The organism is Rhodococcus sp. WAY2 (genome assembly GCF_009859915.1).
Classification (GTDB): domain Bacteria; phylum Actinomycetota; class Actinomycetes; order Mycobacteriales; family Mycobacteriaceae; genus Rhodococcus_F; species Rhodococcus_F oxybenzonivorans.
Genome location: NZ_CP046572.1, coordinates 5,330,063 through 5,343,300, shown reverse-complemented (window position 1 = coordinate 5,343,300; position 13,238 = coordinate 5,330,063). Strand labels below are relative to the sequence as shown.

Annotated in this window: 9 protein-coding genes and 1 tRNA gene; 2 read left to right on the top strand and 8 right to left on the bottom strand. The window is 65.7% G+C overall.

Annotated elements, in window-relative coordinates:
* Positions 1 to 4: 4 nt before the first annotated feature.
* From mfd to GFS60_RS24070, 8 genes are all read right to left on the bottom strand, one after another.
* Positions 5 to 3,655 (bottom strand): transcription-repair coupling factor, encoded by a 3,651-nt coding sequence (gene mfd, locus GFS60_RS24105; RefSeq protein WP_159925180.1) that lies wholly within the window; start codon positions 3,653 to 3,655, stop codon positions 5 to 7.
* Between the two features lie 145 nt (positions 3,656 to 3,800).
* Positions 3,801 to 5,645 (bottom strand): sensor domain-containing phosphodiesterase, encoded by a 1,845-nt coding sequence (locus GFS60_RS24100; RefSeq protein WP_159925178.1) that lies wholly within the window; start codon positions 5,643 to 5,645, stop codon positions 3,801 to 3,803.
* 11 nt (positions 5,646 to 5,656) lie between these two features.
* A complete protein-coding gene (locus GFS60_RS24095) occupies positions 5,657 to 7,819 on the bottom strand; it encodes an Rv1355c family protein (RefSeq protein WP_159925176.1) in 2,163 nt (720 codons plus the stop codon).
* Positions 7,816 to 8,349 (bottom strand): hypothetical protein, encoded by a 534-nt coding sequence (locus GFS60_RS24090; RefSeq protein ID WP_236603275.1) that lies wholly within the window; start codon positions 8,347 to 8,349, stop codon positions 7,816 to 7,818. Before GFS60_RS24090 ends, GFS60_RS24095 begins: the two co-directional genes overlap by 4 nt.
* A 443-nt stretch (positions 8,350 to 8,792) precedes the next feature.
* On the bottom strand, positions 8,793 to 9,218 hold the full coding sequence (locus GFS60_RS24085) for a hypothetical protein (RefSeq protein ID WP_159925172.1): 426 nt from the start codon (positions 9,216 to 9,218) through the stop codon (positions 8,793 to 8,795).
* A gap of 7 nt (positions 9,219 to 9,225) precedes the next feature.
* Positions 9,226 to 9,678, bottom strand: coding sequence for a GyrI-like domain-containing protein (locus tag GFS60_RS24080; protein ID WP_109332285.1), 453 nt, complete (start codon positions 9,676 to 9,678; stop codon positions 9,226 to 9,228).
* A gap of 275 nt (positions 9,679 to 9,953) precedes the next feature.
* Positions 9,954 to 10,595, bottom strand: coding sequence for a ScbR family autoregulator-binding transcription factor (locus GFS60_RS24075; RefSeq protein ID WP_159925170.1), 642 nt, complete (start codon positions 10,593 to 10,595; stop codon positions 9,954 to 9,956).
* A gap of 114 nt (positions 10,596 to 10,709) precedes the next feature.
* Positions 10,710 to 11,324, bottom strand: a complete 615-nt coding sequence (locus GFS60_RS24070; protein ID WP_230990262.1) for a TetR/AcrR family transcriptional regulator — start codon at positions 11,322 to 11,324, stop codon at positions 10,710 to 10,712.
* Positions 11,325 to 11,562: 238 nt separating this feature from the next.
* Between GFS60_RS24070 and GFS60_RS24065 the strand changes: the two genes are divergently transcribed.
* Positions 11,563 to 11,633: transfer RNA gene (locus GFS60_RS24065), tRNA-Gln, on the top strand.
* A 78-nt stretch (positions 11,634 to 11,711) separates the two neighbouring features.
* Positions 11,712 to 13,211 carry a bifunctional UDP-N-acetylglucosamine diphosphorylase/glucosamine-1-phosphate N-acetyltransferase GlmU gene (gene glmU / locus GFS60_RS24060; RefSeq protein ID WP_159925168.1) on the top strand — a complete coding sequence of 500 codons (1,500 nt, stop codon included), beginning with the start codon at positions 11,712 to 11,714 and terminating at the stop codon, positions 13,209 to 13,211.
* Positions 13,212 to 13,238: the final 27 nt, after the last annotated feature.

The window sequence follows — 13,238 nt, the reverse complement described above, 5'->3', positions numbered from 1 at the left end:
AGGGTCAGGCCTCCATCACCACGGAACCGGCAGCCTTGCCGTCGAGCGCGACGATGAAGTCGGCGATGTACTGCAGCAGCTCCACGTCGCGTACGCGGTCGGCGCCGATACCTCCCGAGCCGGCCCGCGGCAGCGGCAGCTGGACCATTCCGGTGGTGGCCCGGTACTGGGCGCTCGGGTAAATGCGTTTGAGGCGCAACTGCTTCGAGTCGGGCAGCGGCATCGGTGCGATCTTCAGCTGAGTGCCGGCCACCGCGACCTCCTCAAGACCGTATTCGCGGCACAGCAGGCGCAGCTTGGCCACGGAGACCAGCCGGCGTACCTCTTCGGGCATCGGACCATACCGGTCGACGAGCTCGTCCACGACAGCGGCAATGCCGGCATGATCCGTCGCCGCGGCGAGTTTGCGATACCCCTCGAGCCGCAGACGGTCGCTGGTGACGTAGTCGGGAGGGATGTGCGCGTCGACGGGGAGGTCGATCCGGACCTCCTTGGGCGCGTCCTCCGTGGTGACGGGTCTTCCGTCCGCAGCTGCACGGAAGGCCTCGACAGCTTCACCGACCAGGCGCACGTACAGGTCGAAACCGACACCCGCGACGTGACCCGATTGTTCGGCGCCCAGCACATTTCCGGCGCCACGGATCTCGAGGTCCTTCATCGCCACTGCCATGCCGGCGCCGAGGTCCGAGTTCTGCGAGATGGTGGCGAGCCGGTCGTACGCCGTTTCGGTGAGCGGCTTCTCGGGCGGATACAGGAAGTACGCGTACCCACGTTCGCGGCTACGCCCGACCCGCCCGCGCAGCTGGTGCAGCTGGGAAAGACCCAGGGAGTCGGCGCGTTCCACGATGAGCGTGTTGGCATTGGAGATGTCGAGGCCCGTCTCGATGATCGTGGTACACACCAGGACGTCGAAGTCACGTTCCCAGAAGCCCTGCACCGTCCGCTCGAGCGTGTCCTCGTTCATCTGACCGTGCGCCACCGCGACCCGTGCTTCCGGCACCAGCTCGCGGATGCGTTGCGCTGCCTTGTCGATGGAGCTCACCCGGTTGTGGACGTAGAAGACCTGACCGTCGCGGAGCAGTTCCCGTCGGATTGCCGCGGCGACCTGCTTGTCGGCGTACGCACCGACGTAGGTGAGGATCGGGTGCCGTTCCTCCGGTGGCGTCAGAATCGTCGACATCTCGCGGATGCCGGCCATACTCATTTCGAGGGTTCGCGGAATCGGTGTGGCAGACATGGTGAGCACGTCGACGTGCGTACGCAGCGCCTTGATGTGCTCCTTGTGTTCGACACCGAAGCGCTGCTCCTCGTCGACGATCACGAGGCCGAGGTCCTTCCACCGGACCCCGGTCTGCAGCAGCCGGTGTGTTCCGACCACCACGTCGATTTCGCCGTCCGCCATCCCAGCGATGATCTCCTTGGAGTCACCGGGGTCGGTGAATCGGGACAGTCCGCGCACCTTCACCGGGAATGCTGCCATCCGCTCGGTGAACGTCTGCAAATGTTGTTGCGCGAGAAGCGTGGTGGGCACGAGCACTGCCACCTGCTTGCCGTCCTGCACCGCCTTGAAGGCCGCACGTACCGCGATCTCGGTCTTGCCGTATCCGACGTCACCGATGACGACGCGGTCCATCGGGACCGCCTTCTCCATGTCGGCCTTGACCTCGCTGATCACCGTCAGCTGATCGACCGTCTCGGTGAACGCGAACGCGTCCTCCATCTCCTTCTGCCACGGTGTGTCCGGCCCGAAAGCGTGGCCGGGAGCCGCCTGACGCGCCGCATAGAGCTGGACGAGTTCGCCGGCGATCTCGCGAACTGCCTTGCGCGCCTTGCGTTTGGTGTTTGCCCAGTCGGAGCCGCCGAGCTTGCTCAGGGCGGGAAGCTCACCGCCGACGTAACGGGAGAGCTGATCGAGGGATTCCATGGGGACGAACAGGCGGTCACCGGGATGACCACGCTTGCTCGCGGCGTACTCGATCACCAGGTACTCACGTCGCGCGCCGCCGATGGTGCGCTCGACCATCTCGACGAATCGTCCGATGCCGTGCTGGTCGTGCACGACCATGTCGCCCGCTGTCAGTGCGAGCGGATCCACCTGATTGCGGCGCTTGGCGGGCAGTCTCTTGCCGTCGCCGACGGCGGCAACCCGGTTACCGGTGAGATCGGACTCCGTGACGATGACCAGTCCGGGTGTCGAGTCGTCACCCGGCAGCACGAGCCCCTCGTGCAGCGCTCCACGGAGCACCGCCACCTGCCCCCGCGGGGGCTCCCCGCCCGCCGTGAGTTCGGCAGCGGGGACTTCAGCCTCGTGCAGCCGCTCGAGAACCCTGTGTGCGGTGCCTGCACCGGGTACGACGACGACAGCGCGACCACCAGTGCTCACGTGGGCACGCAGGGATACGAACAACTCGGCCAGTAGATCGTCGGATCCGCGCACCTGGGGCGCCGCAGTGACCGCCAGTTCGAGTTCTTCACCGCTTCCCGACGCGAGGGGGCTCAGACTCCACCAGGGGCGACCGCTGGCCTCCGCCGAGTCCCGGACCTGGCGCAGCGAACGATAGGCGGAGGCACCGAGGTCGATACCGCCCCCTTTCAACGCCGACGCGTCGAGCGGTGCGTCAGCGCCGATCGAGGCGGCAGTCCACGAGGCCTCCAGGAACTCCTGACCCGTGCGCACGAGATCGGTGGCACGGGTCCTGACCTTCTCGGGATCACACAGCAGGATGTGGGCGTCGTCCGGCAGCACATCGGTGAGGAGCTGCAGTTGGCCCGGCCGCAGCACCGGCAGCAGAGCTTCCATGCCTTCCACCGGAATGCCCGCCGACATCTTGTCGAGCATCTCCACGAGAGCGGCGTCGGCTTGATTGTCGGCCGCGAGTTGCGCCGCACGATCACGCACGTCCTGGGTGAGGATGAGCTCCCGACACGGCGGGGCGATCACCGCGTCGAATTCGACTTCGGGAAGTGACCGCTGGTCCGCCACCGAGAAGGCCCGGAGTTCGGTGACCTCGTCGCCCCAGAACTCGATGCGGACGGGGTGGTCCGCGGTGGGCGAGAACAGGTCGAGGATGCCGCCGCGGACGGCGAACTCCCCGCGCTTGCCGACCATGTCGACGCGGGTGTACGCCATTTCGACGAGCCGCTGAACGAGTCCGTCGAAATCGTGCTCGACGCCCACCCGCAGGGTGATCGGTTCGATCTCGCCGAGGCCGGGTGCCATGGGCTGCACGAGGGAGCGCACCGTGGTGACGATCACCCGCAACGGCGCACCGTACGAGACGTCGTCCGGGCGGGCCAGCCGGCGGAGAACCTCGATGCGCTTGCCAACGGTGTCGGCACTCGGTGACAGCCGCTCGTGCGGCAGGGTCTCCCACGACGGGAACTGGGCGACGGCGTCGCCGATCATCTCCTGAAGCTCGGCAGTGAGGTCGTCGGCCTCGCGGCCGGTGGCGGTGACCAGCAACAAGTGGGTGCGCTCGGCGAGCGCCGCGGCCACGAACGGGCGGACGGGCCCGGGAGCGACGATGTCGAGATGACTGCGTCCGAGTACCTCGGCCACTTGCGCGATGACGCCGTCGGCCAGAGCGATCCGTGCCAGGCCGGCGAGCGGAGTTCTAGCGGACGAGGGCTCGGCGGCGATGAGCGGGGAAGACAACGACAACTCCTGAGCAGTGATGACGAACTGCCGGCGAACAGCTCGGGCCGAGGCGCTCGGCCAGTTGCGGACTGAGCCAGCCTAGTCGATCCCGGCGACATGCGGATTCTTGTCTGCCCGCTGGCCGGGCAAACAGGAACGGCCGTCAGGTCGCGACGTCGATACTGCCCTTGACCAGCAGTGCACCGATCGCCGCCCCGGACACCGGGCGGCTGAACAAGAACCCCTGACCTCGGTGGCAGCCCAGGTCGATGAGCGCTCGGGCCGCCTCGGCGTTCTCGACCCCCTCCGCCACCAGCTCGAGACCGAACGACTCGGCCAGCCCGACGATCGACTTCACGATTGCCCTGTCTTCCGGGTTCTTGTCCAGATTCATGACGAAACCCCGGTCGATTTTGAGCGTCCCGACGGGGAGCGCCTTGAGGTGACTCAGCGAACTGAAGCCCGTACCGAAGTCGTCGATCGCCACCTCGACGTGCAGCTCGTGCAGACCGTCGAGGGCCTCCCGAGTTCGGGTGAGGTCACTCAGCACCGCATTCTCGGTAATCTCCAGACACAAGGCACCCTGTCGCAGATCGAACTCCTTCAGCGCACTCGCGACCACGTCGAGAAAGTCCAGCCCGGCCAGCTGCCCGGGCGAGACATTGACGCGAAGGGTGAGATCCAGGCCTGGTGCCTGGCTACTCCACCGTGACCACTGCGCACACGCGGTTCTGATGACCCAGCGACCGAGTTCCCCGGCCAGGTTGGTCGCCTCGGCGACGTCGATGAACGACACCGGCTGCAGCAAGCCCAGGAACGGATGATGCCAGCGCACCAACGCCTCGACCCCGATGATGCGACCGGTGCGCAGGTCGACCTCCGGCTGATACTCGAGGAACAGCGACCCGTCGGCGATGGCGCCGCGCAAGCTCAACTCGATCATGTTGCGCTTTTCGCTCTCCGCCTGCATCTCCTCGGTGAACACGCTGATAGCGTTGCCGCCCTTGGTTTTCGCGGCCATGACGGCCTGGTCGCCCCGGCTGAGCAATGCGCCCGTCGTCACCTTGCCCGGATGCCCCACCGCGACACCGATACTGACGCTGCGACTGACCACCTCGCGCCCGAGTCGCACCCGCTCGGTCACCACGTCGCGGATGTGCTGTGCCCGCACTTCCGCTTCCGCGAGGTCGACGGACCCGCCGAGGACAAGAACGAATTCATCACCCCCGAGGCGTGCGACGAGGTCGTCGGGTGCGCAGCTCGCCCGAAGCCGATCCGCGATCGTGGAGATGAATCCGTCACCGGCCCCGTGGCCGAAGAAGTCGTTGAGCGGCTTCAACCGGTCGAGGTCGAGGAACAGGATGGCCACCGGGCCCGGATCCGCAGAACTCAACCGCGCGTCGAGATGGCTGTAGAGGGCGCGCCTGTTACTGAGGCCGGTGAGGGAGTCGTGATCGGCCGAGTACCGCAGCTGTTCCTCGACTGCGACACGCGCCTGCACCTGTGCGAGCAGAGCGGCGATCGCCTTGAGGACATCGACCTCCGCGGGCGTCCAGTCGCGATCGCCGAACTTGATGAACCCGAGGGTGCCCGTCGTCGTCTCCCCCGACAGCAACGGAACGGCCGCGAGCGACACCTCGGGTACTCCGGACGCCTCCCGAACACGGTCGTTGTAGTCGGGCCCGGACACCTCCGGACGGGTGATGACCACTTCCTTCTGATGCTCGGTCAGCGCGAACATCGGATCCGCATCCTTGAAATACACCACCCCGATCGGGTCCGGTTCTGGGATGTGCGGGCGCGGGGGGTATTCGGCCACCAGTACGGTCGCCCCGAGTTCGTGGTCGTTGAAGCGAAGGAAACAGGTATCCACCTCGAAGTGCTCGACCAGGTCTTGGAGGACCAGCTTGGCGACGGGCACGAAGGACACCGCATCCACGGGCGTGAGCCGTGACGCGACGGTCGTCACGAGGGTGTCAAGCTTCTCGGCGTGCTTCTCGGTAGGCACTGCGCCTCCTGTCACGACGTCGACCGCCGTCCTGTCCGGTCCCGTCGACGCGCACTGCGCACCGAAGGCGCTGGGGCATGACTCAATCTCAGCACCATGATCAGCGACTCCTTCTCTCCCACTCCGACCAGGTCGACGAGTTCGCGTCGAAGACCCTCCAGCGACCCGGCATAGCGCGGCGACAAGTGCTCGAACTCCACCCGCTCCACACCATAGAGAAACACCGGTGAGATGGGTTGCACCGCGAGCCCGTGCTGCTGCGCCGTGATCCACACACTCTCGGTGGCCTGCCCCCCTCGCACGTAGTCCGCCGCGTCTCGGCCGCACACCGAGAGCACCGCGATCGCCGAACTGGACGACACCCGGTCGCGAGTGGAATTGCCGAGCGCCCGGCCCCCGTCCTGCCCGCCCACGTGTTCCATCACGTCGGGTCGACGGAGCAACTCCAGCGTCGACAATTCCGCGGAGTCAAGCTCGAGAGCGCGGACATCGATTCCCACGTCGACCGGATCGGCGGGTGGCCAGCGCAATTCGTCGATCATTTCCCGGTGCAAGGTCGGAGTCAGGAACCGGATGCGGTCGGACTCCGCCAGGATCTCACCGATCGACGTCACGGTTGCTCGCTCGGTGACCAGGCGCAGCCGACCCTCTTCCTTCTCGGCGTCCTCCACCAGGCGAGCGGCGAGTGCACTGCCGAGGTCGGCGGGCACGCCCATATTCCGGTTGGTCGTGCGCTCACGCATGTGCACGTACCGACGGGCCAGGTCGGGGTCGTGGCCGCCGGCGAACGTCATCGTGGCAACCGGTCGACCCGGGTCGGTACCGCTGTGGAGCCGCACGTCGCCGAGGATCCCGGACGCCGCCGCAGCGATTCGGGCGTTGTGCAATGCTGCTCCGATAGCCACCAGACTCCCGCGGTAGCCGACGTCCATCTCGGTAGTGTGCTCTCGGGCCAGGAAGAAGCTGAGCGCTTCGTCGTCCGCGACGATCTTCCACGGTTGAACGTTGCCCCCGGACGGCGCGAGGGCCGCGGACTCAAGCACTGCGTCTACTGCATCCACTGCATCCACTGCGTCTACCGCGTCGAGGGGCGCGGTACCCCCGGCTTCCGCAGATGCCGCCGCCGCGAACACCGGCTCGGAGGTCGCCGGCTCGGACAGGGTGTCGAGGTGCTCGTCGAGGTCCATGCGGCACCGCCCCGACGCGAGGGGCTGTCCGAGCCCGATCCGCCGTACCGCCGCGGCCACCTGGGCGCCACCGAGCAGCACGTCACCGCCCAGCTGAGGCCAGGTGGAGATGGTTTCGTCCACCTCCACCAGCGAGGCAGCCATCGCCGTCGACAGCTGACCGGCATCGAGAATTCGCAGTACCAGGGGGATCTTCTCCCGGGCCCCCAGACCGGACAGCGAATCGACGTCGACGTCCCCGAGCACCCCGTGGAAGAGCGGACGCTCCGGTTCGAGGTCGAAACGTTCGACATCGACGAGCCCTCTGTCACTGGTGGCCATCAGAACGGGGAGCCGCCTGCGACGCGCCTCCTGCCGCAGCGACAGCTTTACGTCGAGGGAATCGCACTCGTCGATCACGACGTCGGTGCCGTCCAGGAACGCCGCCACCGTGTCGGTGCTCACGCCGTCTTCCCACAGCGACACATCCATGTACGGGTCGATCTCGGCGAGCCGACGGGCGGCCACCACCGACTTGTTCACGCCGAGGTCGAGCACCGTTCCGGGCACCCTGTTCAAGTTCGACAGTTCCATGGTGTCGAAGTCCGCGAGCCGCAGAGCGCCACATGCGCCTTCCAGGGTGAGAGCGAGCGCCACCGCGTGCCCGACACTGAGGCCGACGATCCCCACGGTCACGCCCCGTAACCGGTCCTGCTGCTCCGCCGTGATCTTGTTCCGGTTCCTGTCCAGTCGCAGCAACCGAAACGACGCCGGACCGAGCAGACGTACCACCGTTCTGCGCCACGAGTAGTAGGCCCAGACGGGACGCTCCTCCGTGACTTCCGGCCCGGGGGCCGGTACGAGGCTGCGAAGATTCGCCCGCTGAAGTTCCAGCCGATCGACGAACAGCACGGCCGGATCCTGCCGGAGAAGTTCCAGCAGTGCCGCATCGTCGGGAACCGCCTCGTCGAGGACCAGTGCGGCATAGTCACCGCGAAAATCGTTCACGACACGCTCCGCATCGGCCGGACGACGCTTCCGATGGTCTCCGGCACCATCGAAGGCGCCGGTCGGGACGTCGTGAGGAGTAGTTGGGCCAACTGCAAGGATTCGGCGTGGCCCCGGCGCCTCCTCCGATCCCACCACATCAGCCGCGTCTCGTAGCGGTCATCCGGATACGGCACCGGCGCAATATGGTCGGCCACCACACCGCCGGAGGAAGCCCACGTCGCCAGCACGTGGGTGCCAGCCGTGGCGAGCATGAACTGCACGTCGAGAAGGTCCATCGAATACGTCGCAAAACGGCCGAGCGCCACACCCAGTTCTCCCCGGTGAGACGCATTCTCCGACACCCAGGCGCCCTTCGCCTCGACGACCCCGAACGGTAACCGATCCTCGATCATCCGGCGAACCTCCGGGGCACCGGGATGGCCCGCCCATTCCGTTATTGCGTGCGCCTCACCTGCGGCGACGTAGGGTCCTTGTGCCCGCACACCCGCGGCCACCGAACCGTCCGCATCCAGCGCGACGAAGAACACCGCGGTGGTGTCACCGTGTCGAATCCGGCTGTACTCGAGTGCTTTCTCGGCACCGTACCTCCGATAGCCATCCTTCGCTCCCTCGAGATATGCTTCCCAGAGTCGCGGCTCCGCCGACGGCCGGGCTGCAACGAAACGGCACTGAGATCGTGCATCCCAGACGCTCAGAGTTCGGTTTAGCGGTGTGTCGGTCGAGCGAAGTTCGTAGGGCGATTTCGACAATTGCTTCACAGGCATTGGTGTGTCCCATCGTGAGTCGGTGCAGCAGTTCCGAGGGACTCACGGGTTACGAGAGACCCCAAGAACTGGACACACGATCACCGGTCACAGTCCCGCAGTGAGCTATTTTCCGCGCTCACCAGCCATTTGTCACCTGCGATGCCACAAAGCGGACCTGAAACAAACTGCAGGTCCGTCTTTTCCGGCAATAACCGACTCTGGGATTACGCCAGCGAAATGAACAGCTCCACGCTGCTCGGAGAACGGAGAGACTCAACCTCTTCCGTGAAGGCGCGTTCGATGCGCCCTTCCTTCTCGGCTATTTCAGCCTGAAGCCACACATCCTCGATCGGATCGGACGACCGGCCGTCCGGTAGGAACTTGGCAAAGTATCCGGCCGGCACACGGACCAGCACGTCACCGATCGCGAGGTCATCCAGTCCGCCACACCGGTATCCGACGACCGCGCTCCACCCGAGGTCGGGAACGGCCACATAGACGGTGGTCAGATCGTCGATTCCGCGCTGATGGATGCGCTCGCGGGTGAACTTCATCAGGTCGGTGGCATGCACCGTCGAGCCCAATTCCATACGCGGAAGCACCAACCCACCGAAGTCGGCTGCCTCACGCTTGACGATCTCGAAAGTCATTGCGGCCCTACCTCGTAGCGGGTGGCACTATGGCCACATACAGATCGATTCCGAAGGCGTGCGGGTAGAACTCGAAATCGCCCGTGAAGGACCGTTCGATCTGTTTCAACTCTTCCGCTTCACGAATCTGCCCCCACAGCGCGTCGAACAAGTCGGGAAAGGTTCCCACCGACGAGAACTTGGCATACGTGCCCGCGGGCAGCCGGGACACGATGTGTCCCCGCTTCACCTCGTCGAGCGAGGAGCATTGGTACCCGACGATCTGGGTGTAATACGAATTGATGTCGGCTGCGTGGTCGACGTAGGCGGAGGCAAGCGGGCGGTCCACATTCTGCGCGAGCAGCGTGGACCACGTCTTCTCGAGAGCTGGATCACGCGCCTCACCGAGTGCACGTTTCGGACTACGCACGGCCAATCCGGCAACTAGCGTTTCTTCACGTTCGACGATGACGAACGGCATCGGGCACCCTCCGGCATCATCGGCGCACTGGGCTTACAACGACACTATCGCTTTTCGCTCCACCTGCATTCAGGCGAACGGACTTCAACCATACATTGCCGGGCCGGGAGCGGTGATTCATTGGTTCCGAAATCACCCGAGCCCCCGACCGCGGGTCCACTGCACTGTAGTGGTGCCTTTTCCTACCAGTGGAGGATGTGACACACATAACACTCTTGGGATACTTCGGCATTGGCGGAACCACTCCCCTGTCCCGGTCAACTCCCCTGCCCCTGTCAACGAAGTAGTCGACGCGACGCGAACTGGCGGAAGTACACGAGCTTGGACGGCTCTACGAGACCGGGAAGAATGAAGTACCAGACGCGCTCCATGCGACGCGGGAGTTCGTCGAACGCGTTGGTCGCAGTGGCAACCACGTGGGTGCCCAACAGCGAGCCGAGCAAAAAGGTCGCGAGCGTCTCGGGAGCGACGTCCTCTTCCGTGCGAATGTCACCTTCGTCGACGGCCCTGCCGACGAGCCGCTCGAAAGCCTGCTGCCACGCGGTCACCACATTGCCGTCGGTGCCCTGGTAGTCGCCGATTTCGTGCTGAAGTCGCAGCATCGCCGCCACGATCGGATCAGAACTGGCTGCCTCGATCGCGACGTAGGAGAGTGCGACGAGCGCCTCCAGCGCGGGCGTGGGCCCGTCGCTCACGGAAGTGACTCCTGCAGTGAGCCGGACCTGACCTTCGTCGATCACGCCCCGAGCGAGGTCTTCCTTGGAACTGAAGTGAAAGTACAGGGCACCTTTGGTGACACCGGACTGCTCGATGATCTCGTTGAGACCCGCATTCGCATACCCGAGGCGCACGAACACGTCGGCCGCGGCCATCAGGACTGATGCCCGAGTGACCTCTGCACGAACCTGTCTCGCCATCGATTGCCTCCCCGACCAACCCCTCCGAGGGGGCACACAACTGCTGCGAACCCTAACACCCGCCACGCTCGAGGCTGACGGTGTTGGACCGCGCGTCGGGAAATGAGAACCCGTTCACCCGACTGGAGGCTGTGGCCTGTCCGATCCGAGCTGCGGGTCTGCTTCCAGGTTGGTCAACCCGTTCCAGCAGAGGTTGACCAGATGTGCGGCCACCACCTCCTTGGACGGCGTGCGCTCGTCGAGCCACCAGGTCGCCGTGGTCGACACCATGCCGACCAACGCCTGTGCGTAGAGCAGGGCGAGGTCCGGATCAAATCCCCGCCGCGAGAAGTCCCCGGCGAGAATGTGCCCCACCTGACCGATGGCCTCGTTCAGAAGACTCGAGTATGTGCCGTCCGGCGCAGCCATCGGCGAGTCACGCACCAGAATCCGGAAGCCGTCGGTGTGCTCCTCGACGTAGGTGAGCAGGGCGAGCGCCACCCGCTCGACCCGCACGCGGGAGCGGTTCTGCTTCAGCGAGGACGTGATCATGTCGAGCAACCGCGACATCTCCCGGTCCACAACCACCGCATAGAGGCCTTCCTTACCGCCGAAATGTTCGTACACGACCGGCTTGGAGACGTGCGCGCGCTGCGCGATCTCCTCGATCGAGGTGGCCTCGTAACCCCGCTCGGCAAAGAGAGCGCGCGCAATCTCGATCAGTTGCTCGCGGCGCTGAGTGCCGGTCATCCGGGTGCGCGCCACCCGCGCCGGGGTCGCATCCACTTCGGTGGGTCGGGGCACCGAGGCACCATCCTTTCCTCACACGCGCGACGGAACAAGTGCCGCGGGCAGCGCAGAACGCTGCAGGTAGCACCCACTCTATCGGGACGCCCGAAACAAATTTCCGGAGCGGTTCGACCTACGGCGGGTCGGCATGCGAGGATTCTCTCGCGCAAACGGGCGTGACACCCCGCGAGTGCGGCAATCCGCCGTAGTGTAATGGCAGCACCTCTGATTTTGGTTCAGATAGTTCAGGTTCGAGTCCTGGCGGCGGAGCGAAGCCTGAAGCGCAATGCGCTGTCCGGGCCGGGCTGCCCAGAGAGCAGCAAGAGTGGAACGACCAGAGGGAGCTTCATGCCAGTGCAGACCGCCGTGGTCGTCCTCGCCGCCGGTGCAGGAACCCGGATGCGGTCGAAGATCCCCAAGGTGCTGCACACCCTGGGGGGACGCACGATGCTGGCGCACTCCCTCCACGCGGCCGCCGAAGTCGATCCCACGCATCTCGTCACCGTGGTCGGTCACGATCGGGAGCGTGTCGGCGCGGCAGTCACCACCCTGGAAGCCTCGCTCGGCCGCGCGATCGCCGTCGCCGTCCAGGAAGAGCAGAACGGGACCGGGCACGCCGTCGACTGCGGCCTGTCTGCGCTACCCGCCGACTTCCAGGGGACCGTGCTGGTCACCGCCGCCGACGTACCACTGCTGGACGGCGACACCTTGCGGGCCCTTCTCGGGCGCCATCGCGGCGGGACGGCACCTACGGCCGTCACCGTGCTGACCTTCACCGCTCCCGAACCCACCGGATACGGGCGAATCGTCCGGCGGCCCGACGGCGAGATCACCCACATCGTCGAGCAGGCGGACGCCACCGCGGAGCAGGCAGCGATCACCGAGGTCAACTCCGGCGTGTACGCCTTCGACGCCGAATTCCTACGCACAGCCCTCGGTCGGCTGAACGCGGACAACGCGCAGGGCGAGCTGTACCTGACCGATGTCGTGAAGATTGCCCGCGAGGCCGGTAAGCCAGTGGTCGCCGCCCACCTGACGGATGCCGCGAAAGTAGGCGGCGCCAACGACCGCGTGCAACTGTCGCAGCTCGCCGCCGAACTGAATCGGCGCACCGTGGAGAGGTGGATGCGCGACGGAGTCACCGTCATCGATCCGGCCAGCACCTGGATCGACGTAGACGTCACACTCGGGCGCGATGTCACACTTCACCCCGGAGTCCAGCTGCACGGCACCACCACGGTGGGTGAAGATGCGGTGATCGGCCCCGACACCACGCTCACCGACGTGTCCGTCGGCGAGGGAGCGAGCGTCATACGCACCCATGGCACCGAGGCACACATCGGTGCCCGCGCCACCGTCGGCCCCTTCTCCTACCTGCGCCCGGGCACCGTACTCGGCGAGTCCGGCAAACTCGGCGCCTTCGTCGAGACGAAGAACGCCGAGATCGGAGGGCATTCCAAAGTTCCTCACCTGACGTACGTCGGGGATGCCACGATCGGCGAGCACAGCAACATCGGAGCGTCCAGTGTGTTCGTCAATTACGACGGCGTCGCCAAGAGCCGTACCGTGGTGGGGTCGCATGTCCGGACGGGATCGGACACCATGTTCGTCGCTCCGGTACAGGTCGGTGACGGTGCCTACACCGGAGCCGGCACCGTGCTGCGGTACGACGTACCCCCGGGGGCGCTCGCCGTCTCCGGTGGGAAGCAGCGCAATATTGACGGCTGGGTGCAACGCAACCGGCCAGGTACCGCCGCCGCCGAGGCGGCGTCTGCCGCGGAACATCCTCATAGTTCCGACCTGCACGAAACCGACAAGCAAGATTTAAAGGATGGCATAGAGCAGTGACCGCGAATTGGATCGACAACCAGAAGA